This window comes from uncultured Stenotrophomonas sp., from assembly GCF_913778665.1.
GTDB lineage: Bacteria > Pseudomonadota > Gammaproteobacteria > Xanthomonadales > Xanthomonadaceae > Stenotrophomonas.
In genome coordinates this window covers 431,237-453,572 of the sequence record NZ_CAJYVQ010000011.1, presented here as the reverse complement: position 1 = coordinate 453,572, position 22,336 = coordinate 431,237, and the positions used below count along the sequence as shown (strand labels likewise).

General features: G+C 63.1%; 17 protein-coding genes. 15 read left to right on the top strand and 2 right to left on the bottom strand.

What is annotated here, in order from left to right:
• The first annotated feature begins 113 nt into the window (after positions 1–113).
• The 12 genes from tssE to QZ853_RS17270 all read left to right on the top strand — a co-directional run bounded on the left by tssE (position 114) and on the right by QZ853_RS17270 (position 18,340).
• Complete coding sequence (gene tssE / locus QZ853_RS17325; protein WP_006465264.1) at positions 114–602, top strand: type VI secretion system baseplate subunit TssE; 489 nt, start codon at positions 114–116, stop codon at positions 600–602.
• Positions 602–2,437 carry a type VI secretion system baseplate subunit TssF gene (tssF, locus tag QZ853_RS17320; protein ID WP_295575840.1) on the top strand — a complete coding sequence of 612 codons (1,836 nt, stop codon included), beginning with the start codon at positions 602–604 and terminating at the stop codon, positions 2,435–2,437. Before tssE ends, tssF begins: the two co-directional genes overlap by 1 nt.
• A complete protein-coding gene (gene tssG, locus QZ853_RS17315) occupies positions 2,401–3,492 on the top strand; it encodes a type VI secretion system baseplate subunit TssG (protein WP_295575838.1) in 1,092 nt (363 codons plus the stop codon). The genes tssF and tssG overlap by 37 nt, the downstream gene beginning before the upstream one ends.
• Before the next feature lie 66 nt (positions 3,493–3,558).
• Positions 3,559–6,312 (top strand): type VI secretion system ATPase TssH, encoded by a 2,754-nt coding sequence (tssH, locus tag QZ853_RS17310; protein ID WP_295575836.1) that lies wholly within the window; start codon positions 3,559–3,561, stop codon positions 6,310–6,312.
• Positions 6,313–6,335: 23 nt separating this feature from the next.
• A complete protein-coding gene (locus tag QZ853_RS17305) occupies positions 6,336–6,686 on the top strand; it encodes a hypothetical protein (protein ID WP_295575834.1) in 351 nt (116 codons plus the stop codon).
• Positions 6,687–6,806: 120 nt separating this feature from the next.
• Entirely contained in the window at positions 6,807–9,542 is a 2,736-nt protein-coding gene (gene tssI, locus QZ853_RS17300; protein ID WP_295575831.1) for a type VI secretion system Vgr family protein, read from the top strand.
• Complete coding sequence (locus QZ853_RS17295; RefSeq protein ID WP_295575828.1) at positions 9,529–10,443, top strand: DUF4123 domain-containing protein; 915 nt, start codon at positions 9,529–9,531, stop codon at positions 10,441–10,443. The genes tssI and QZ853_RS17295 overlap by 14 nt, the downstream gene beginning before the upstream one ends.
• A complete protein-coding gene (locus QZ853_RS17290; protein WP_295575826.1) occupies positions 10,436–13,672 on the top strand; it encodes a toxin VasX in 3,237 nt (1,078 codons plus the stop codon). The genes QZ853_RS17295 and QZ853_RS17290 overlap by 8 nt, the downstream gene beginning before the upstream one ends.
• Before the next feature lie 33 nt (positions 13,673–13,705).
• Complete coding sequence (locus tag QZ853_RS17285) at positions 13,706–14,740, top strand: hypothetical protein (RefSeq protein WP_295575824.1); 1,035 nt, start codon at positions 13,706–13,708, stop codon at positions 14,738–14,740.
• A gap of 174 nt (positions 14,741–14,914) precedes the next feature.
• Positions 14,915–15,976 (top strand): hypothetical protein, encoded by a 1,062-nt coding sequence (locus QZ853_RS17280; protein WP_295575822.1) that lies wholly within the window; start codon positions 14,915–14,917, stop codon positions 15,974–15,976.
• 277 nt (positions 15,977–16,253) lie between these two features.
• On the top strand, positions 16,254–17,300 hold the full coding sequence (locus tag QZ853_RS17275) for a DUF6708 domain-containing protein (protein WP_295575819.1): 1,047 nt from the start codon (positions 16,254–16,256) through the stop codon (positions 17,298–17,300).
• A gap of 5 nt (positions 17,301–17,305) precedes the next feature.
• A complete protein-coding gene (locus QZ853_RS17270) occupies positions 17,306–18,340 on the top strand; it encodes a hypothetical protein (protein WP_295575817.1) in 1,035 nt (344 codons plus the stop codon).
• A gap of 38 nt (positions 18,341–18,378) precedes the next feature.
• Here QZ853_RS17270 and QZ853_RS17265 read toward each other — a convergent pair whose 3' ends face one another.
• Positions 18,379–18,576, bottom strand: coding sequence for a hypothetical protein (locus QZ853_RS17265; RefSeq protein WP_295575813.1), 198 nt, complete (start codon positions 18,574–18,576; stop codon positions 18,379–18,381).
• A 50-nt stretch (positions 18,577–18,626) separates the two neighbouring features.
• The gene (locus QZ853_RS17260) at positions 18,627–19,412 is read right to left on the bottom strand and encodes a hypothetical protein (protein ID WP_295575810.1); all 786 of its coding nucleotides are present in this window, start codon (positions 19,410–19,412) and stop codon (positions 18,627–18,629) included.
• Between the two features lie 197 nt (positions 19,413–19,609).
• On the opposite strand from QZ853_RS17260, the gene QZ853_RS17255 reads away from it, so the two are divergent.
• The 3 genes from QZ853_RS17255 to QZ853_RS17245 all read left to right on the top strand — a co-directional run bounded on the left by QZ853_RS17255 (position 19,610) and on the right by QZ853_RS17245 (position 22,331).
• On the top strand, positions 19,610–20,491 hold the full coding sequence (locus QZ853_RS17255) for a M15 family metallopeptidase (RefSeq protein ID WP_295575807.1): 882 nt from the start codon (positions 19,610–19,612) through the stop codon (positions 20,489–20,491).
• 100 nt (positions 20,492–20,591) lie between these two features.
• The gene (locus QZ853_RS17250; RefSeq protein ID WP_295575804.1) at positions 20,592–20,852 is read left to right on the top strand and encodes a PAAR domain-containing protein; all 261 of its coding nucleotides are present in this window, start codon (positions 20,592–20,594) and stop codon (positions 20,850–20,852) included.
• A 42-nt stretch (positions 20,853–20,894) separates the two neighbouring features.
• Positions 20,895–22,331, top strand: coding sequence for a hypothetical protein (locus QZ853_RS17245; protein ID WP_295575801.1), 1,437 nt, complete (start codon positions 20,895–20,897; stop codon positions 22,329–22,331).
• The last annotated feature ends 5 nt before the right edge of the window (positions 22,332–22,336 follow it).

Here is a 22,336-nt window from a genome sequence, read left to right as displayed (position 1 = left end):
CGATGGCGCCTTGTGCGCCATCGCAGTCTGATCGTCGGGTGGGGCCAGGAACGGCCCTGCCTTTGCTGCACCGTTGCCGCCCGCACGGATGCCGAACCTGAGTGGATCATCCAATGAAGGGACTCGAACCCAGCCTGCTGGAAAAACTGTTCGACGACGCCCCCAAGCAAACGGGCGCCGGGCCGGTTTTCAAGTCCGTCTCGCTTGAGCAGTACAAGGAATCCATCGCCCGCGACCTGGAGGGCCTGCTGAACTCGCGCGCCGCGTTCCAGGAAGGCGACATGAAGGAATTTCCCAATTGCCGGCAATCGCTGCTGACCTACGGGCTGGCGGATTTCTCGGCAATGAGCCTGGCCAATGCCTACGACCGTGCGGCGATCTGCCGTTCGCTGGAGCAGGCCGTGGCACGCCACGAGCGCCGCCTGCGCAACGTCAACGTACACCTGGATGCCGGCAACCAGTTTGCCGGCGGCCTGCATTTCACCATCCACGCGCTGCTCGACCTGGAGCCTGCACGTGAGCCGGTCAGTTTTGACGCCATGCTGCAGCCGTCGACCCTGCAGTACCAAGTCACCCGCGCACGCCGCACGCAGGCCGCCTGATGCAGGATCTGCTGCCCTACTACGAGCGGGAACTGGCCTATCTGCGTCGTTACGGGCGCGAGTTCGCCGAGCGCTACCCGAAGATCGCCGGTCGCCTGCAGCTGTCTGCCGAGGGCAGCCAGGACCCGCATGTCGAGCGCCTGATCGAAGCCTTCGCGCTGCTCAGTGCGCGCGTATCCAAGCGCATCGAGGATGACTATCCCGAGTTCACCGATGCGCTGCTGGACGTGCTGTATCCGCATTACCTGCGGCCGTTTCCGTCCTGTTCGATCGCCCATTTCGACATGGAAGGCGTGGCCTCCAAGTTGAGCGCGCCGGTCCGCGTGACGCGTGGCACCGCCCTGCAGAGCCGCCCGGTGCGGGGCGTGCCCTGCGATTTCCGCACCGCGTATGACGTGGTGCTGGCCCCGATCGGCGTGCAGCAGGTGGTGTACCGCAGCGTGGCCGACGCGCCAATGGCCACCACCTTGCCAGCCGGCAGTGGCGGCCAGATCTCGATGGGTTTCCAGCTGCTGTCCGACCAGCTTGGCTTCCATCAACTCGGTACCGATCGCCTGCGGCTGTTCCTCGACGGCGAGCCGTCAGTGCGTGCCGCGCTGCGCGACGCGCTGATGCTGGGCGTCAAGGCGGCCTACGTGGAGTCCGATGGTGATGGCCGCTGGCGTCGCCTGGACAGCGTGCCGCTGAGTCCGGTCGGCTTTGCCGAGGATGAAGCGCTGATCGACTTCCCGGCGCGCTCGCATCCGGCCTACCGGCTGCTGACCGAGCTGTTCGCCTATCCGGAGAAATTCGGTTTTGTGGACCTGCACCTGCCGGCACTGACGGCCAGCGCCAGCCGCCGCTTCACCCTGCATCTGGTGCTGCAGACGCAGGGCCAGGAGCGCGACAACACGATGGTGCTGGAGGAGCTGGGGCCGCACAACCTGAGGTTGGGCTGCACGCCGATCGTCAACCTGTTCCGGACCAGTGGCGAGCCGATCCGGGTCACCCATCGCACGGTGAACTATCCGGTGCTGGCCGACGCCCGCCGCGCCTTTGCCTACGAGGTGCACTCCATCGATTCGGTGCACCGCATCCGGCAGACGCCGCAGGGCGAGCTGATCCAGGCGTTCCGTCCGTTCTACTCGCTGCATCATGGTGAAGACCCCGAGCGCACCGGCCAGTATTGGGTCGCCCGTCGCGATGAGGATGTGGCCCGGCAGAGTCCCGGGTTCGAGACCGAGATCAGCTTCGTCGACCTGTCGTTCAATCCGGTGCTGCCGCAGACCGATACGGTCAGCCTGGAGCTGACCTGCAGCAACCGCGATCTGCCCAATCAGCTGGCCTTCGGCGTTGCCGGGGGTGACCTCAACATCGAAGGTGGCAGCCCGGCCAAGGCGATCAGCCTGCTGCGCAAGCCAACCAAGCCGCTGCGCTTCCGCCACGGTCGCAATGCGCAGTGGCGCCTCATCTCCCACCTGTCGTTGAACCAGCTGTCGCTGACCGCCAGCGGCCTGCCTGCGCTGAAAGAGATGCTGCGCCTGTACGACCTGTCCGGCAGCAGCGTCTCGGCGCGGCAGATCGACGGCATCCTTGAACTGCAGCAGACCCCGGTCACGACCTGGATGCATGGCCGCCAGTTCGCTTCGGTGGTGCGAGGACTGGAGATCCGCCTGACTCTCAATGAAGCCCATTTCGTGGGTACCGGTGTGGCCGCCTTCGCCCAGGTGATGGACCACTTCTTTGCACTGTACGTGCATGCCAACAGCTTTACCCGACTGGTGCTGGTGTCCGGCGACAGCGGAGAGGAGATCGTCCGATGCCCAGCGCGCAGCGGCGAATCGATCCTGGCGTAGCCCAGCAGCTGCTCACCGAACCGCACCGCTTCCAGTTCTTCCAGGCGGTGCGGTTGCTGGAGCAGGTCTTCCAGCGGCAGGGCGTCAAGCCCGGCCAGGCCGTGCCGATGCGGGTGCGCTTCCGTAACTCGCTGTCCCTGGGGTTCCCGGCCACCGAACTGGCGGCCGACGGCGAGGTGTACTCGCTCAAGGGCGAGCGCCTGCAGGGCCACGAGGCGATCGAGCAGGCGCTGCACGGCGAGGAGCTGGCCGAAGTCCATCTGACCCCGCAGTTCATGGGCCTGCTGGGTACCGCCGGTGCATTGCCGCTGCACTACACCGAAACCCTGCAGCTGCGTGAGCTGTACCAGCGCGACCGCACCGCACGCGCCTTCCTGGACATCTTCTCGACCCGCGCGGTGTCGTTGCACTACGCCGCATGGAAGAAGCACCGCCTGGCGCTGCAGTACGAGCTGGATCGTCGCGAGCGCTTCCTGCCGCTGGTGCTGTCGCTGCTCGGCATGGGCATGAGCGAGCTGCGCGATCGCCTGCACGAGGGCGAGGGAGAGATCTTCGATCAGGCCGTGGCCTACTACGCCGGCGCGGTGCGCCAGCGTCCGGTCTCGGCCATGCTGATGCAGCGGGTGCTTTCCGATTACTTCCAGGTTCCGCTGCATCTGGAGCAGTTCGTCGGTGCGTGGTATCGCGTTCCCACGGGGCAGGCGACCCGCCTGGGCCAGGCCAACGCCGTACTGGGCGCCAGCGCGCTGGCCGGTGACAGGGTCTGGCAGCGCGACCTGCGCCTGCGCCTGCGCATCGGACCGCTGCGCCGCGATCAGTTCGATGCGTTCCTGCCCGGTGGCAGTGCCGCCGAGGCGCTTGCCAAATGGCTGTCGCTGTTGACCGGCGGCATCCTTGAATACGAAGTGCGCCTGGTCCTGCGCGCCGAAGATGTGCAGGGCAGCGCACTTGGCGGCGGTGGCGGCGTCCGCCTCGGCTGGGACAGCTACCTGTGCACCCAGGCGCAGACCACCTCGCGTGAGGACACCACCTATGGCATCCACACGTTGCAATGACACAGCGCCGATGGCGTCCGCGCCGCCGGCCCCCGAACGGTTCCAGCAAGGAGTGCGCGTTTCCGCATGAGCATCAACCTCAAGACCCTGATCAGCAAACTGGACGACACCTGCCGGCTGGCCGCCGAACGGGCAGCGAACCTGTGCATGGCGCGTGGCAACTACGAGGTGGACCTGGAGCACCTGTTCCTGGCCCTGCTTGAGCAGCCGCAGAGTGATTTCGTGCTGATCGCGCGGCGCAGCGGGATCCTGCCCGAATCGCTGGAGCGCGACCTCAACGACGAGATCAGCCAGTTCAAGACCGGCAACAGCCGCACGCCGGTGTTCTCCCAGCACATTCCCAAGCTGTTCGAGCATGCCTGGCTGATCGCCTCGCTGGATTCGGAGACCACCCGCATCCGCAGTGGTCACCTGCTGCTGGCGCTGCTGACCGAACCAGACCTGTCGCAGCTGGCGTATCGCGGGTCGAAGCTGTTCGTGCGCTTCAAGCGCGACGAGCTCAAGCACGACTTCGCCAAGCTCACCGAGGGCTCGCAGGAAGCGGTGCAGACCGTGCGCTTCGCCGACGCATCGGCGTCGGGCGAGGGCGATCAGGAGCAGGGCGCGGTGCCCGGTGAGGCCAAGGGCGGCCTGTCGAAGACGCCGGCGCTGGACCAGTTCACCACCAACCTGACCCAGCGGGCACGCGACGGCAAGATCGACCCGGTGATCGGCCGCGATGGCGAGATCCGCCAGGTGATCGACATCCTGATGCGTCGCCGCCAGAACAATCCGATCCTCACCGGCGAGGCCGGCGTCGGCAAGACCGCCGTGGTCGAAGGGCTTGCCCGCCGAATCGCCGACAAGGATGTCCCCGACGTGCTGCAGGGCGTCGAGCTGCACACCCTGGACATGGGGCTGCTGCAGGCCGGTGCCAGCGTCAAGGGCGAATTCGAGAATCGCCTGAAGAACGTGATCGACGAGGTCAAGAAGAGCCCGCATCCGATCATCCTGTTCATCGATGAGGCGCACACGATGATCGGCGCCGGCGGCACCGCCGGCCAGAACGATGCGGCCAACCTGCTGAAGCCGGCGCTGGCGCGCGGCGAGCTGCGCACCATCGCCGCCACTACCTGGGGTGAGTACAAGAAGTACTTCGAGAAGGACGCGGCGCTGGCCCGGCGCTTCCAGGTCGTCAAGGTCGAAGAGCCCAGCGAAGCGCTGGCCGCAGCGATGCTGCGCGGCATGGTCGGGCTGATGGAATCGCACTTCAACATCCGCGTGCTGGATGAGGCGGTGACCGAGGCGGTGCGTCTGTCGCACCGCTACATCAGCGGTCGCCAGCTGCCGGACAAGGCGGTGAGCGTGCTCGATACCGCGTGCGCCAAGGTGGCATTGGGGCAGAGTGCGACGCCGGCCATCATCGAAGACACCCGCAAGCACCTGGATCGCCTGCAGGCGGAGATCGGTGCACTGCAGCGCGAGACCGCTGGCGGCAGTGACCAGCATGGGGAACGCCTGGCCGAACTGCATGCGCAGCAGGCCGAAGCGCAGGCCGTGCTGGCCAGCAACGAAGAGCGCCTGGGCCGCGAACGTGACCTGGCCAGCCGCATCGCCACCCTGCGCCAGCAGATGGAGCAAGGCGAAGCCGTGCCGGGCGAGGCCGAGCCGGCCAGTGACGAAGGCGATGGTGATGTCGCCGTGGCCAAGCCGGCCGCCAAGCGTGGCAAGGCGAAACCGGAACTGTCGCCGCAGCACGCCGAACTGGCGCGGTTGCAGGCCGAGCTGCGCGAGCTGCAGGGCGAGACACCGATGGTGCCGCTGCAGGTGGATGGCACCGTCGTGGCCGAGATCGTTTCGGCCTGGACCGGCGTGCCGCTGGGCCGCATGGTCAAGGACGAAATCCGCACCGTGCGCACCCTGGGTACGCTGCTGGTCGAACGCGTGATCGGCCAGGACTATGCGCTCGACGCGATCGCCCAGCGCGTGCGCACCGCGACCGCCAAGCTGGAAGACCCGAACAAGCCGCGCGGCGTGTTCATGTTCGTCGGCCCGTCCGGCGTCGGCAAGACCGAGACCGCGCTGGCGCTGGCCGACATCCTGTACGGCGGCGAGCGCAAGCTGGTCACCATCAACATGAGCGAGTACCAGGAAGCGCACAGCGTGTCGGGCTTGAAGGGCTCGCCGCCGGGTTATGTAGGCTACGGCGAAGGTGGCGTGCTGACCGAAGCGGTGCGCCGCAACCCGTACAGCGTGGTGCTGCTGGACGAGGTCGAGAAGGCCCATCCGGACGTGCTGGAGATGTTCTTCCAGGTGTTCGACAAGGGCATGATGGATGACGCCGAAGGCCGTGAGATCGACTTCCGCAACACGCTGATCATCCTCACCTCCAACATCGGCTCCTCGCAGATCATGCAGGCCTGCCTGAACAAGCCGGCCGATGAAATTCCCGGTGCCGAGGCGCTGTCCGAAGCGCTGCGCCCGGTGCTGATGCGCACCTTCAAGCCGGCCTTCCTCGGCCGCCTGAAAGTGGTGCCGTACTACCCCATCAACGATGACGTGCTGGCGCAGATCATCATGCTCAAGCTCGGCCGCATCCGCGACCGCGTCATCGCCAACCACAAGGCCACCTTCAGCTGGGACGACAGCCTGGTGGAGGCCGTGCTTGCACGTTGCACCGAAGTGGACTCGGGTGCGCGCAACGTTGACCACATCCTCAATGGAACCCTGCTGCCGGAAATCGCCGAGAGCGTGCTGGCGGCAATGGCCGAAGGGAATCGGATCAACGCCATCAAGGTCACCGCCGGCAAGAAGGGTGACTTCAAATACAAAGTGTCATGACACTGAGCAGAAGGAGAACGCTGATGGAATTCTATGGATTTGACCGCGACGCGGCCCTCAACCACTGCGACAGCCTGGAACTGGGCCTGGGTCGCGAACTGGACCGCGTGCGTGCCTGGAACCGGCTGCGCCCGGAGCATGTGATCGAACTGCTGGATACCGCCGTACCGGCGGCCCGCCAGGACGCCCGCAACATCGCCGCACAGATCAGCCGCGGTTCCTGGCGCATCCACATGGACGCCCCGGTGGTCGGCAAGCCGCAGCTGGTGAGCAACGTGCGCGAACTGCAGATCACGGCCGGTGGTCGCGACTACCGCCTGAAGATCAGCGAGGGCGTGCGCCTGCAGCTGGAAGAGATCGTCCAGGCCGCCTGATGGCCGTGCGTGCCTGTCGCCCCTGCCGGGGCGCAGGCCGCGTGGAAGCGGGAAGCGGAGGCAACCGATGCGCACGTCGCATGCAGACCACCTTGAAGTAGGGGACGTCGGGAAAACACCATGGACCTGGTAAACAACCTGCGGGCAGCCTTGGCCGGCCCCTCGCACGCACAGCGCTTCCTGCGGCTGCACACGTCGCTGGGAAGCGACGTGCTGGTCGCCGAAACCCTCGATGGCGTCGAGCAGATCGACGGCCCCGGATTCCAGTGGACGATCACCGCCCTGTCGCTGGACGCCGGCCTGCAGCTGGCACCGCTGATCGGGCAGGGCGCGCTGCTGCAACTGCAGCAGGCCGATGGCAGCGTGCGCCCGCTGCATGGCCGCATCACCGCCGCCGAGCGGCTGGGCAGCAATGGCGGCCTGGCCCGCTACCGGCTGCGCCTGCAACCGTGGCTGGCGTTCCTGTCACAGCGGGTGGACAGCTACGTCTTCCACGACAAGACCGTGGTCGAGATCGTCGAGGACCTGTTCGCCGACTACAGCGGGCTGGCCCCGGCCTGGCGGTGGTCGCTGGGGGACGCCAGCCAGTACGCACGACGCAGCCTGACCACCCAGTACCAGGAGAGCGACCTGGCCTTCGTCCAGCGCCTGCTGGCTGAAGAGGGCATCTATTACTGGTTCGAGCATGCCGGCGAGCCCGGTGGCACGGACTTCGGCGCGCACACGCTGGTGCTGGCCGACCACAGCCACGACACCGCCGAGCTGGGCAGCGTGCGCTTCCATCGCCGCGACGAAAGCGAGCGCAGCGACAGCGTGCAGCAGTGGTCCACCTCGCACCGCTGGCGACCGGGCAAGGTCGAGCGTGCGACCTGGGATTACCGCACCCTGGAGCGGCGCCAGGCCAGCGCCGAGGCCGCGCAGAACAACGACCTGGGCATCGTCGACCGCGACACCTGCGGGCCCTATGGCTGGCAGGACAACGCCCGCGGCCAGCGCCGCGCGCAGCAGCACCTGGATGCGCTGCGCGTGCGCGCGCATACCATCGACGGTGCCGGCCAATGGCGGGCACTGGCGCCGGGCGCGCGCTTCGGCCTGTCGCAGCATCCGCAGGTGGGCGAGGACGCGCAGTTCCTGTGCCTGTCGGTACACCACCAGGCACGCAACAACCTCGATGCCGACGTGTTCGATGCCTTGGAGCAGGCCCTGGGTCCGTCCAGCGTGACCGCGCCGGACCTGCCGGGCGCGCTGTCCGGTCTGGCCAATGGGCAGGCGTCGGGCGAAGTATCCACCGCGTTCTACGACAACCGCTTCGTCGCCATTCCGGCCGAGGTGAGCTATCGCCCGCAGACCGAAGACGGCCACGGCGCGCACCTGCATCCGCGCCCGACCATCACCGGCACGCTCAGCGCGATCGTGGTCAGCGACGGCGAGCCGCTGCTGTCCGACCGCGACCACCGCATCAAGGTGCAGTTCCCGTGGCAGCGCGGCGGCAACGCCAGCAGCGGCCTGGCCCATCCCGGTGGCGACGACAACGCCCCTGCCAACGGCGGCGCCTGGACCTGGGTGCGGGTGATGACCCCCTGGGCCGGCGACAACTGGGGCGGCGTGGTGCTGCCGCGGCGCGGGCAGGAAGTGCTGGTGGCGTTTCTGGAAGGCGACATCGACCGCCCGGTGGTGGTCGGTGCGGTCTACAACGGCCGTGGCCAGCAGGACGCGCAGCACAACCAGATCAACGGCGGCGGCGCCAGCGCCACCGGCAACGCCGCGGCCTGGTTCGAGGGCAATGACCACGCCGCGGTGTATACCGGCTTCAAGAGCCAGGCGCTGGCCGACAGCCAGGGTGGCACCGGCGGCTACCAGCAGCTGCGCTTTGATGACACGCCCGGACAAGGCCGCGCGCAGCTGTCCACCACCCAGCACGAGACCACGCTGACCCTGGGCCATCTGAAGGGCGGCCAGGACAACGTGCGCGAGGGCGAGCGGGGCTTTGGCGTGGAACTGTCCACCCAGGCCCAGGGCGCACTGCGCGCCGGCCGCGGCCTGCTGCTGACCACCGAGCAGGGCACGCCGCAGATGGCCGCGCCGCAGGCACTGAGCCAGCTGCAGGAAAGCCAGCAGCTGCTGCAGCAGCTGGCAGAATCGGCCGCCAACCAGCAGGCGCAGTTGCCTGATGACCCGACCGAACTGCCGGTGGATGCCACGCTGACCGAGTTGCAGGAGGCGCTGCGCGCCACCCACAGCGGCAGTGCCGCCGGCAGCATCGCCGGCGGCGACGGCGAAGCGCCCGGCTGGAGCGCGCCGGTGCTGCTGGGCAGTGGCGTGGCCGGCGTGCTGAGCCTGACCCCGGCCGACCAGGTCTGGGTAAGCGGCACCCACACCACGCTGGCCAGCGGTGTGGCGCTGAACTGGATGACGCAGGGCTCACTGACGATGGCGGTGGCCGGCGGACTGGTGCTCTATACCGCCGGCGTGCAGCCCAGCGGTGAAAGCCCGAACCAGGAGCGCGGCATCGCGCTGCATGCCGCGCAGGGCAAGGTGAGTGCACGGGCGCACAAGAACCAGATGATCGTGGCGGCCAAGACCCAGGTGCGTATCGCCAGTACTGAAGCGGATGTGCAGCTGTCGGCACCGAGCAAGCATCTGCTGGCGACGGCGGCGGGTGCCTATATCCGGATCGAGGGCGACAACATCGAGCTGGGCGCGCCCGGCAAGGTGGAGTTCAAGGCGAGCCAGCGGGACTGGGTGGGGCCGGCGAGTGTGGCGGGGGAGGCGAAGGTGCCGAGTGCCACCCTCGACAAGTGCAACGAGGCAAGCGTAGACGCGGCAAAGGCAGGGGCTGCAAATGTCGCGCTATGACGACCGGTTCGACGTTCTGGTGGCGCTGCGTGACCAAATTGCAGCATCCGCGCAGCCGTGGTTTGTCTTGATCGACCCAATGTCGCGTACTGATCTGAGTTGCATTGACCAATTCAATAGGCAGAAGCACCTGGTCGATTTGACGAGCTATGGCCTTGACAGGGCACTCTGCCCCTATGTCGTCAGAGTTCTGGGAAGTCGAGACGAGCTCCTTGAAGAGACCGTGTCGCTGGCATGGGAGCGACGCCAGGATTGGCAGGAGCCGCAGCCCGTCTGCGGCTGGTTGTCTTCAGAGCTGTCTCCGGGTTCGATCGCTCTTTCCATCAAACAGATGGCCGTTACGCGCACGAGGGATGGGAATAGGAATCTGAAAAGATTCTACGATCCGAGAGTAGTCCAGCATGCATCTTTCTCAAAGTGCCCCGTCTATGCGCCAGATGGTTGGTTGCAATGGTTTCAGCTAGGCTTCGATGGAAACGCGCGCCTCGTTCCGCACAGGATGCCGGCTGCTGCTGATCGAGAGGGCATCATTTCAAGCGATTCAATCCATGAAGGGTGGGTGGTCCCCGCCGTTGCGGCGATCGCGCAACTGCAGCGTTTTGGTGAACGTCCATCTGCGTATGAACAACAACTGCAATTGGCAGTTCACTGTGGGATCGAGCTGGGGCTCCCGCCGGAGAATACGGCGGATGCCGTCAGTTTTCTCCTGCATAAAGTGCTGGTACATCCGGAAATTGAGCGGCATCCGACGGTTTGTATGTGGCTGAAGCAGGCAGCATCAGGAGAAGCGTCTTACGCGGATCAGAGCGCTGAAGCCTCGTCAAGTTGGTGGCGCGACGTGGAAAGCGGACAGTGGCAGAAGAACATCAAGGACGAATCGAGGGAGACGGGATATGGCTGATGGCGCCGCGATTGCGGGAAGTGTCAAGCGTTCGGTACAGAACACGGCACCCTTTGGCGACTGCAAGAAGTGCGACAAGGCAGGTTTTCCGATCCTGCCAATGCGCTTTGCCTACACACCGAAAGAAACGGTAGCCCAGACCCAGGCGGCGAGCCTCGATGGTCAAGACTACAGTCTGAGTGCTGGGGTGCTTGCATTACGCATGCTGAGCCAAGGCTACCTTTACATGCTGGATGAGCGTGGTGCGGGTACCTGGAGGTCGTTCGTAGTGGGCGCCGACGGCTCACTTTCTGAAATGACGTCGACAACAACCGCGGAACCAACCGAAGCGCAATGTGGAAGGACTGACCACAATGTGCGTTCGGCCGCATTCTCGATTCGGGATCCGAAGCAGGCTAAGCGAATCTGGCTGGCCTACTTCAGTGTCGTGCAGACCGAGCATCAGCTCGCAGTGTACGAAGCTGGGTTGCTAGGAAAGGCGATGCCTGAGCGAAGCTCGGAAGATCCCGACATCGATCCCACCTACGTGGAAAGGCGCTTTCAGGTCTACTCGGTTCCTGACTTGATGTCCGCCGCAAAAGCCGGATCGCTTGCGCATCCTCAGGCATGCCTTTTTGGAAAGGGCCTGGGAAAGTTGAGCGAGTATGCTGCTGAATTCACAGGGAAGCACCAGGTGTATGCCGAGAGCATTACGCCCGGAGCCGATTATTCTGGGCGAGCTTCAGCTATTGCCTCGCGAATGGCGGGAATGCACGAAGGTGGCGGTGTTGCGGTTTACCTGCACGATCCGATGGGTATTGCCATGGAAATTCGGCATTTTGCAAGCCTGCGGCGCCTGAGTATCGAAAGAATCAATCAGAAATACAGCAGGCAGATCGCAGTCAAGCGTTTGATCGAGCAGATTGGGGCCTCTTGGAAAGCTGGTGGCGCCGAAAAGGCCGAAGAGTGGGTCGAGGACTATCTGGACAAAATAGACTCGTCGAAGATTGAAAGCTTCGAGTCAAGTTTCAAGGCGGAGATTGGAAACCTTCCGGAACTGCTGGACGCACATGTCGAGGATTGCAGCTCCTTCGCGAACGGCTGGGCTTTGCAGACGTGCGTAAAGCATGACTTCGACGTGGCTGAACCCGAGAGCGTTCTGGAGATGGTCTGTCAGACTGCAGCTGTACTGGGCGGTGGCGCACTCTGCGAAGCCGATCGCAAGAACATGGTCAAGGAATTTGAGAAGCCCGCTGAAAATAATCTCTGGTATTGGGTGATCACTGGCGGTCAGAAGAGCTTGCTTGCAAATATTGCAGAGAACAAGGCTGCTGATGTTCAGGGCATCATTAAATCAAGTTATAGCGTATATCAGTCGTGGCTTGACGAGCACGCAGCATTCACCGCGCAACTTCAGTCCCACTTGGCAGGGAACCCGCCGGACCCGAAGTGGAAGCCCGGCCCGGTGCGTGTCGCGGCCTATCGAAATGCATTGGCAACGGATGAAGCAATTCGAAACATGATTACCGGTGCGCAGGGAATGCTCACTGATATCAAGTTTGCTGGGTTCAAGAATCTGCGGGTTTTTTCCATCGCGGGTGCTCTGTGGTTCCGTACTGCAGTGCAGCCTGTTCTGGAAGTGGTCACCGTTGCGGATTTCATTCGCGATAACAAGGAGAGTGCATGGGGGCACAAGCTAGAGGCCAGGTTGCAGCGATCGGTGGACCCAGAAGGTGTGCGCCGATCCTCAATCAACCTTGCCGATGTCACGGATGAACTGGGGGAGGCTGGGCGGAAGAAGATTCCACTACTGCGGATACAGTGGGGTGACGTCATTGAGCTGGAATCTCTAACTGGACAGCAAGCGCGTGAAGTGAGTCGTCAGGTCAATCGCAGGGTGCGCGCTCAGAGTAAAGCAGCCGCGGCAGCGAGTCGTGGGCGAAAGTTCACAAGAACGCCGCTCAGTTCGAGTATGGAGAAAATATATGAGCAACTTCGTAAGCAGGGGCTGATTGAGCAAGCCGCCCAGCGCGCTCAGCGCGAGCTGGCTGATGAAGCCGCCCGTGTGACGGCTGCTCGCGCAAGAAATGCATCCGTATCTGTGGTTGCCGCGCCTGCTGCTATGCAGTCACTGCCCCGAGCAACGTCAGGAGGATGGAGCACCCGTGCAATTGCCCTGCTGAAGAATGGTGGCGCAGCTGGGAGCTTGGCAGTGTGGGCCGCCGGATTTCAAACTGTTGCCTTTATGGCCTCGTTGAAGGAAGTGGAGGACAAGCCCTCGGTTGAAGCATATGCAAAGATGGCCGCGTCGATCCTTGGTTTTAGTGGGGCTGCTCTGGAAGTGGCTGGTGCGATGCTTACTCTGCGTGCGTACTTGGCATCGAGAGTCGCAGGGGTTGTCGCCGTGCGGGCAACTGCGATCGGCGGTGTCCTTGGAGGTGCGGCGGGCATCATCGCGGGCGTGATGACTCTATCTGATGCCGCCGGTCTGATTGGGGACAAGGACTACGATGCAGGCAGCCGAATGATGGCTGCAGGTATTTTGCTGACTGTCAGTGGTGCTGCGACGATCGGTGGTGGCGCGGTGAGTTTGGGCCTTATTTCGCTAGGAGGTCCAATTGTATGGGCTATCATCGCTGTGGGCGCCGCAATTGCAGGTCTTTACTTTCTGGTGTCAGCTGAGGACAAGCGTGACAATCCGTTGCAGGTTTGGTTGAGGTCTTGTGTCTTTGGCATAAAGACCAAATATCAGAATGCTGAGGAGGAGCGGGCTGTTCTTGAGAAATTATTCGTTATACCGTTCTCCGTAACTGCGGTTTGGCGGCACGGACAATCCATCATGGGCTTCCGATTTGGAGGGACCGTGGACGTGGTCATTGATGCTCCCGATGTGGTGCCTGGAAAGGGTTGGCTGAGCTATAGCATTTCGCTTGAGATGGAAGATGGGCGTCTGTTGGAGGCATCCTCTAATCGGCCCATTGGCTCGGATTTGCGCCAGGGTTTGGTCGATATGTATCGCATTTCGGAAGGGCTTGAGGCTCAGAATAGAGGTTTGGCATCGCCGACAACCGGCGGAGCTACGCTTAGGAGGAGCGAGGCAAATGGCGTGATGTGGAGGGTGGTTTACGTCACGAATCAATTGAAGAGAGTGCGAGTTACTGCTCGGATGTGGCCGGATAAAAATAATAGCCCAGAGATCGTGTTACCAAGCGCTGCAGGAATAGTTGAATCAGTTGTTGCTGCAGATTGAGGTTGAGAAAAAGAAATGCGGATTGGTGACTGAATGAAGATTGACGTGATGGATATGAATGGCGCCGTGCAGGGGCGTGGCGGAAAGATGTATCCGCTGCTCTTGCGTCGCACCGAGGATGGCGGTCCTGATTTTATCCTCGACGTAAACGAGGATGCTTTAGTTGTTGTTCCGGACGTCAATTCAATTTCAGCTGGTAAAGGCATCGCGGTCATTTTGTTGTTCGCGATTGTTCTGATAATTGGCGTTGTTCTTGGATTTTTGCCGATGCTCTTGGAGGATGCATCGAAGTTGGTTTTTCCTTTAATTATGGTTTTTCTGGTTGCCGTCCTGGGTGCTGCGGCGGCCGTATTTGTTTTCAGGGCGGTGCGCAATGGTGATCGCCTGGAACCGATTCTTTTTAATAGGCTGGACCAGACCGTTACCCATTACAGTGGCTCTGAAGGCGAGGTCTACAATTGGAGTTCGCTAAAACCATTTATTCGTATCATTCAGGTTGTGCATGCTGCGGGTGGCTCGGTTACGTACCAGTTGATACTGGCGGACGTTGAGGATGATACCGGTAAAGTGCGCTCGGAATTTGTCGCGGGCAAGGGTGATCTGATAGGCGCGGGTGCTCATAGATTTGGGTTCTTTCAGGTTTTCATGGAGGGTTCCCTTTCCGATCTTCCCAGGTTCCAGTTGGTTTCGTCGCGCATGGGCTGGCTTAAGCGGATGGCGGTGAGTATCTGGACCTTAGGTGCGACTCGTAAGTGCTTGCTGGGTCAGCAGCCTTGGACGCCCGCTATCACGTTAGTAAGTTTGCTTTGGACCGTGTTGCTGATGCCATTTCAGCTGTCAGAGCTGATCGCCGCTTGGATTTCCAAGGGGCCATTCGGAGTTAAGGAAACGGGCCCTTGGCCGTCGCGATTTGATGCGTTGAAGGACGACTCTGTCCTGAAGTCGAAGGCGGATCGCTATGGCGACGTTACCCCTATTTCAAGGATAATAATTGTTATTGCGCTCGCCTTGGGGGTCTTCGTCTGGATACTTCTCTTCGGTCTCTTCTATTTCGCCATCCAGCGTTGAGTTACTCGATGATATGGATGGTGGGAGTCAATTGGCGCGGCGGCAGGAGTCTGGGTGGTTGTCTGCCCGGGCAGGCTCAGCGCAATAGTTGCGAGCAAGATGGCCCGCTGCTTTTCGCTCGCGACTGCGCCGCGTCGAGCGTGGCGGCCCTGCTATCAGGAGAGGCGGGCGGTAATGGTTGAATTGGGAGATTGCGTTTCGCCGCAAGTCGAAGTTCTGGATATGAGCAGGCCCGTCCAAGGGCAGGGCGGGGCAATGTATCCGCTGCTTCTGAACAGGGTGGAGGCGGGTGGTCCCGATTTCGTTCTGGATATAAATGATGAAGTGTTGATTGCTGCGCCCGATGTCGCCTCGGTTTCCGCTGGTAAGGGGGTGGCGATAATTTTTCTTTTCTCGCTTGTTCCCATAGATGCTGCAATCCTAAAATTAATTCCGAAAATGGCTGCGGCAGGGCAGGCGAACTCGATCCCGGTGGCTGTAATGGTCTTGGCATTGCTGCTAAGTGTCGCTGTCGGTATTAATGTGTTTAACGCAGTTCGAAGTGGTAACCGGGCCGAGCCACTTTTGATGGATAGGATCGAGAGGATTGTCACGGTTTTCAGTAAGGCAGGCGCAAATACATACGACTGGCGTGCTCTCAAGCCATTCATTCGCATTGTTCAGATTGTCCATGCTGCGGGTGGTGCAGTCACATATCAGCTAATCCTCGCGGATGTTGACGAAGATACAGGCGTTGTCCGATCAGAATTCATCGCGGCGAAGGGTGACCTCATTGGCGCAGGAGCTCAGCGCTACGGCTTCTTCAAGCAATTTATGGATGGGCCGCATGATGGGCTTCCTAAGTTCCAAATTGTCTCGCCTCGTATGTGCTGGGCGAAGCAACTAGCGGTGAGCATATGGACGGGTGAAATGCTCCGCCAGCGATGGATGGGGGAAAAGTCATGGACGCCCTGGCTGGTTATTTGCAACATGCTGTGGATCATGTTGATTACGCCATTGCAAGTCACAGAGCTGATTGGGGCTTGGATATCCAAGGGGCCATTGGGCTTGAAGGAAACAGGACCATGGCCGGGCAGGTTCGAGAGTATGGAGAGCAACTCCCCGCTGAAAGCAAAAGGCCGGCGCTATGCCGAGGTCACGAACAAGAGTAAGAGTCTTTTGCAGGTTTCCATGACGCTTGGCGTAATCGCTTGGATGGTGCCCATTGGTCTTTTTCTTAAAGTCGCGTTCCTATAGCAGGATGCTGTCAAGTCTGGCTGAGATCAGGAGTATTGATGATCCAGTGCAATTGACCGTTTCAGGCGACGCCGGAGTTGGGATTGGCGGGACAATCCCAGACTTGGCTTCCTGGAGAAACCATGGCCGCTGATCTGTACCGCGCTTGGCGTTGGGGCGGGCCTCTACATCATCTACTCGATCGAGCGCTCGTTGGGATGAATGTTCATCAACACGGGATTGCTCACCGGGTACCGGCCCGGTGCAAGGTTGCTTTCACGAACATGGGAGATGGGCGATGAGCCAGTTCGCCGGCTGGCTGGCCCAGCGCTACCGCAACAATCGCCCCCTGTCCAAGTATGAAGAAGGCGCCGATATGCGCCAGTTCGACTCCTCCACGTTTACACCAATCGATAAGGGCATCATCGGAATGGATGCCGACTGCATGGAGTACGTGGATCGGCATTTCTTGTACCGGGGGTGGGCTCTGATGGGCGGCAGCGTCTTTGTGAGCCTGGGTGCGATCTTCATCATTGCGATGCTGCATGCGGCGATCACTACCGAGAACAAAGCGCAGTCACTTGATGCTATCTATGTCGCCGCCGGCGTGATTGCGCTTGTTCTCGCGTTTTTGGGATTTGTCTTCTGGATGCTGATACTGCGGGATGTTTTCAGGTATCAGTACTACCCGATCCGCTTTGATCGAACCGCGCGTCAGGTGCATGTCTTCACAGGCGGACGCAACAAGGTGATCTCTGCACCCTGGTCGGATGTCCGCTTCATCATTGGCAGGGACAAACCGATGGGGCCCGACGAGGGTTACACCTACGACCTGAGAGGCATGGTGATGCGCGGCGATCAGGTCGTGCACACCTTTGCAGTAGGCTCGGATTGCGGTTCGAACCCCGCCGTTGTGCTCGCACACTGGGAAATGATCCGGCGTTTCATGGAAGAGGGGCGTTTCGCGCTTCCGTTTCCGCCATTGCAGCTCTATACATCGGTAGTGCCGAGCTTCCGCAATGCGTTCATCATTCATGTCTCTTCTGCGGGCGCAGGGCTGATGTGGATTGCACTGCCGCTCACCTTGCCCTGGGCGCTGTTCCGCTTCCTGGCGATGAAGTTGTGCCGAAGGCCCGTCTGGCCGGCGGCCGTGGTCCGTCGCGGAGCATCTGAGGCCTCCAGTGTGCCGCCGCTCCGCGCGCCGGCGGTGTACGGGCGGGTCGATCATGCAGGAGGGCGTGCAGATGAGATGGAGCGCTTCTGGAAAGAATCGATAGCCGCATCGATGGCTCGCAATGATGAGGTGCGGCAACTGTTGAAGAAACGCACGGACGAGGCACGGTGACGGCGATGGCTGGATTCCAGGTGCTTCCAGAGCGGAATGGTTACTGGGGCCATTTCCTGGCGGACGCGGGTCTGCCGGGATGCGCACGTGTGGGCCCTGGTCGCGCGGTTCAGTGGATCGATGAGAACTGCCTGGTGTTTTCGACCTGGAGGCGGTCCTCGAACCGGGGCTTTCTATTTGTGCTCTCGCTGATGGCGCTGCTACCGCTGTTCAGCATGGCGATGAACGTGATGCTGAGCATCAAAGGCGGGGCGCAAGGCTGGCCGCATCTGATAGTGCTGGCAGCGCTGTTTTTTGCCGGCATGATCGGCTGCCTCGCGTTGGCCCTTCATCTCTATCGCAAACCTGCGGAGCCGCCGGTGGTGCTCAGTCGGCGGCTTCGAAAGTTCTACGCTTGGTTGGGCCCAAGCAGGGGCTGGCAAAGTCTGGACTACGATACCGTGGTGCCCATCAGCAGATCGGATTCGGTCCGCGGCAAGCATGTGTCCATGCCAGTTCAAGTGCTTGCCGTCGTTGCGCTGGCGCCAGGCGGTCGCCAGATCGATACGTTCCTGCCCCTGTCTGAGCCTGCGCTCAACGATGCCGGTCCCGAAGATCTATGGGAATTTCTTCGGCACTACATGAACGGCGACATGAGCACACTTCCTGCGAGCGCGGCCCCTCCGCCATGGGACGGGGTCCAGGCCGACCTGGTGCAGTTGGAGCGGCTCGTGTTCGATCCTCGGATTGATCGTGACCACCGCGTCAGCGGGCTTTCCGGATGGCTTCATATCCTGTTTCCGGGCAGCCTCGTGTTCTGGTTCGAACTGGCGGGATTCTGGCTGCTGCGCCGTGCCCCACGTGTTGCCTGGCCCGATGCGTTGGCCGGTGAGGTGGATGCTCTGACGATGAAGGCATCGCCCAACCCAGCGGCGCACCCGCAGCAGTGGACAGGCGCGCTATGGGTTCGCTGGTTGCTGCCGGCCCTGTTCAATGCAGTGATCGTGCTTGCGCCGATGGTTCTGCTGGCGCTTCTGCCGTGGACCACCGGCGGCTCCTGAGCCCCAGTCGGTGGGGACTGGATCGTGTGCTCGCCCTGCTAATGCGTCGTGACGTAGTACACGGTAAAAACGATCAGCGCCATGGAGCCCAGTAATGGGCTGATGGCGAGCCAGCGCTTGGACTTCGACTGCCAGCGTGAAAAGCGTGCGAGATAGTGGTACATCGAGTGCGAGGTCACGCAGAACACGCCAAGCACCAGCGCAATGTAGACGAGCCTGATCGGTTCGATCTTCACGGGTATCCGTCCCCGCAGCGTCGAGCACGGCTCGACCCCACAAAAGCAGTTCACATCGCCGGGCAGGCCGGGTCCTTGCCGCTCACCGCTGCACAGATCCTGCGGCGGCAATCGACGCCCTTCAACGATGCCGGGCTCGGGCAGGCGCGCAGCTGGGCCTGGATGTTCGATTCGGTCGAGGCGGACCTCTTGCTGGCCACGCGCTCGAAGGCGGCACGCTCGTCCTCGGTGCGCTTGCGCTGGTCGGCTTCGATCTGCGCGATCAGGTCATCCATGCTTTGCGGCTGGGTGCTGGCCTTCGCCTTGCCCTTGGCCTTGTCCTCTTCCTTGATGATGCCGAGCAGGGTGCCGAGCAGGTTCTCGTCCTGCTTGCCCTTGCTGCCGGCTGACGAAGCGGCAGGGGCACGGCTGCTGCGCGATGCCTGCGCGGCGCCGCGTGAAGACGCACCCGTCGCCGCCGCAGTACCGGCGGCAGCTGCTGCAGCGGTGGCCGCCGAAGCAGTTTCGGCCGGGGCCGCCGCAGTTTCCATCGGTGCCGGCGCGGGCGCGGGCAGGGCCGGTTCGCCCGTGGTAGCCGGCGCATCGACAATCATCGCTGCACCATCGCGCGGAGCGCTGGCCGGAAGATCCGGATGGCCGGTGGCGTGCACGGGTTCCGGCGCCAGTGAGTACTCACCGGGCTCGCGATAATCGCCGCTGCCGGACAGGCCCCACACGGTCAGGCCGGCAATGACCACCACGGTGCCCGCGATCGCGAGCCACAGGCCGAGGCGACGGTTGCCGCCGGAGGAAACGCGCGCAGCACGAGGCGACGCGGTTGCCTGCCGGCCCTCCATGTCTGCCAGAATACGGCCCGAACTCGGGGCCTGGCCCTTCGCCTGCGCTCCCCCTGAGAGCAGACTTGGCCGATTGATTCCGCCATTATTCAAGTGCATCCAGCCCTTGGTTTGAGTCGGCATCTGCCGAAGCGAATTTCCGCATTCTTAGTGAAAGGCGGTGGGGCGTCAACCAGATTACGTGTCAGGGAGGACCGGTGTTGCCAATCGTGGTTGCTGCCATTGCGGCGGTAGTGCTTGTAGCCGTGGTGTGCTGGGTGTTGTTGTTTCCCGAAACGGTGGAATCGCTGCGTGAAGCGCTGGCGCGCCGGCTGGGTGGATTCCGTCGCAGGGCGGGCCGGGTCGGCGATAAAGTCGGCCACGGTGTGACGCGGGTGCGCAGTGGGGTTCGTGAAGAAGCCGGCGCCGCGCACAGTGCGCTGCGGCGGCATTGGCCGATCATGGCGATTGCGGCCGCGGCGCTGTTGATTCCCCCAACTGTGATATTGGTCACACGTCAGACGGTGGTGCTCGACGATTTTCGCGGCGATGATCTTGCCGAGTCGAGTTCCATGGTCGCCCAGCTGTTGCGGGGCGAGCGCCTGGCCCCGCCGCCGCCGCCGCCACCGGAGGTGTTCACCACCGCCGAGGTGCGTCGCCTGCGGCCTGAAATCGTGACGGCGGACCGCAAGTGGGGTCAGATCGATGCTGATCTGCAGCAGCGCGTGCTGGCCATCTATGAAGTGATGCGCCGCCAGTACGGCTATGAAATGGTGCTGATTGAAGGCTATCGCAGCCCCGAGCGGCAGGCGGAGTTGATGGCCGGGGGCAAGGCGACACGCGCCGGCGCCTGGCAGAGCTGTCACCAGTACGGGCTGGGCGTGGACAGTGCGCCGATCCGCGACGGCAAGCTGCAGTGGGACATGAACGATGAGTGGACCAAGCGCGGTTATTTCCTCTACGGCGAGCTGGCTGAGCAGGCGGGCCTGGACTGGGGCGGAAACTGGCGCAGCATCAAGGATTATGTTCACGTGGAAATGACATCGCGTTGCCGCGCGGCCCGTGCAGCCAAGCGTGAAGAGCTGTCACGCCAAGGGTGATAACCCCATGGCGGTGCTGGTATGGTTAACACTGATGATCTGGGTCGCCACGGAACGGGCGATGGAGTGCCAGATCACACAGGATCAAGGAGCATGATGGATGGCACGACCGTTTATCGTTGTCGGTGACAAGCTCAGCCACGGCGGCAGCGTGGTGGCAGGCACCGGCCAGACCGACATCAATGGCAAGGCGGTGGCCCGGGTGGGCGACCGTGCCGTGTGCGCGGTGCATGGCGCCACCACGATCGTCAGTGGCGACGCCACGGTAATGGTCGATGGCCAGCCGGTAGCGCGCGACGGCGACCGCACGGCCTGCGGGGCGACATTGATGGCCTCGCAGGCCATCACTGGCCTGCGCTGAACGACGCGGTCGACGGGAGCAGCGCATGGAGCAGGGCAACTGATGGCAGGATGGCTGGGCAAGGCAGCGTCGGTGGTGATGGTGTTCATCGCCACCTGGGGCGCGACGATTCTCTATTGGCGCAACAGCGGCACGGTACCGACCGGCATGCAGATGCTGGCCTACTTGGGCCTGCTGCCTGTTGGGCTGAGCAGCGCAGGCTTCATGCTGCGCGGTGCTGTGCGCCGTGGCGCGGAATCGGCACTGGACAAGGCCACGTCTGATGACGGCAAGGCGGGAGCTGCAAAGCAGGATGCGGCCGATCCGCAGTCCGCTGCGCCGCCTTCGGTCGCGCTGCTTGCCGGCACCCTCCGGTTGGGCGTCGATCTGGATGCGCCGGCGCTGCTGGCGACGGCTGCTGCGCCACCGCGACCTTCGCTGGATGGGCGCTTCCGTGACAATTACAACCTGCCGGTGCGGATGAGCGCGGCCCAGGGCCTGGACGAGTTCGAGGTCGTGCAGGCGCGCCAGGATGGCATCGACACGGCGGCGCATGAACGCCGCGCGTTGGCGTTGCTGCGACCGGTGCTGGAAGAGCTGCTGGAAACCGTGTTCACGGCGCTGCCGGAGATCGTGGCCTCTGAGGAGGTGGTGGTGGCTGGGCTGCGTCGTCGCGACGAACAGCGCGTGGAGAACGTACTCAGCATCGACCTTCTAGTGCCCGGCAGCTGGTCCGATCCGCTGCGCCACTGGGCACAGGACTGGCTGCTTGAGCAGGCGCGACTGGCAGGCCTGGATGCGCGCCGCTTCGATGTGCGCGTCACCACGCTCGATGGCGCCCGCGAAGTCTGGCCGCATCTGCAGCGGGTGATCGATGCGCTGCACGCGTCGTCCACGCCGCGCTGGCACTTGCTGCTGGCTTCGTCGTCGAGCATTGATGCCAACATCATTTCGGCGTGGCAGACGGCCGGCGTGCTGGCCACGGCCAAGGACCCCGACGGCCGCGTGCCGGGCGAGGGCGCGGCGGGCGTGCTGCTGGCCAGCGCGAGTGCGGCGCGTGAAGGCGCCGGTCGTGTGTGGCGCCCGCAGCTGGTGCGCGCCGAACAGATTGAAGGCCAACGCCCGGCCGAGCAGCGTCGTCAACTGGCCGCGCTGGCCACGCAGTGGCATGCTGCGCTGGGCGCTGACAGCGGCCAGGCCCAGTTCGTGCTGCACGACGCCGATCATCGGGGCGACCTGATGGTGGACGCCGCCGCCATCGCGGCGACGCTCGCCCCCGATCTCGACTTCAGTCCGCAGAGCCTGGCGCTGGCGGTCAGCGCCGGCGAGCTGGGCCCGGTGCTGCCGGTGGCCCAGCTGGCGCTGGCCCACGTACAACTGCAACGCCAGAGTGAACCGGTACTGCTGCTCGGCGTCGCCGACAACCAGCAGCGCCTGTTCGGCCTGGTTGACCCGCTTCCTTCCCCGACGCTGGCGGCCGATGCGCCGTCGGCCTCCTGACCCCT

Coding starts and splice junctions, on each gene's coding strand:
- QZ853_RS17305 (WP_295575834.1), top strand. CDS start 6,336: ATGGAATTCTATGGATTTGACCGCGACGCGGCCCTCAACCACTGCGAC.
- tssG (WP_295575838.1), top strand. CDS start 2,401: ATGCCCAGCGCGCAGCGGCGAATCGATCCTGGCGTAGCCCAGCAGCTG.
- QZ853_RS17280 (WP_295575822.1), top strand. CDS start 14,915: ATGGTTGAATTGGGAGATTGCGTTTCGCCGCAAGTCGAAGTTCTGGAT.
- QZ853_RS17275 (WP_295575819.1), top strand. CDS start 16,254: ATGAGCCAGTTCGCCGGCTGGCTGGCCCAGCGCTACCGCAACAATCGC.
- QZ853_RS17250 (WP_295575804.1), top strand. CDS start 20,592: ATGGCACGACCGTTTATCGTTGTCGGTGACAAGCTCAGCCACGGCGGC.
- QZ853_RS17270 (WP_295575817.1), top strand. CDS start 17,306: ATGGCTGGATTCCAGGTGCTTCCAGAGCGGAATGGTTACTGGGGCCAT.
- tssE (WP_006465264.1), top strand. CDS start 114: ATGAAGGGACTCGAACCCAGCCTGCTGGAAAAACTGTTCGACGACGCC.
- tssH (WP_295575836.1), top strand. CDS start 3,559: ATGAGCATCAACCTCAAGACCCTGATCAGCAAACTGGACGACACCTGC.
- QZ853_RS17245 (WP_295575801.1), top strand. CDS start 20,895: ATGGCAGGATGGCTGGGCAAGGCAGCGTCGGTGGTGATGGTGTTCATC.
- tssI (WP_295575831.1), top strand. CDS start 6,807: ATGGACCTGGTAAACAACCTGCGGGCAGCCTTGGCCGGCCCCTCGCAC.
- QZ853_RS17260 (WP_295575810.1), bottom strand. CDS start 19,412: ATGGAGGGCCGGCAGGCAACCGCGTCGCCTCGTGCTGCGCGCGTTTCC.
- QZ853_RS17290 (WP_295575826.1), top strand. CDS start 10,436: ATGGCTGATGGCGCCGCGATTGCGGGAAGTGTCAAGCGTTCGGTACAG.
- QZ853_RS17285 (WP_295575824.1), top strand. CDS start 13,706: ATGAAGATTGACGTGATGGATATGAATGGCGCCGTGCAGGGGCGTGGC.
- QZ853_RS17295 (WP_295575828.1), top strand. CDS start 9,529: ATGTCGCGCTATGACGACCGGTTCGACGTTCTGGTGGCGCTGCGTGAC.
- tssF (WP_295575840.1), top strand. CDS start 602: ATGCAGGATCTGCTGCCCTACTACGAGCGGGAACTGGCCTATCTGCGT.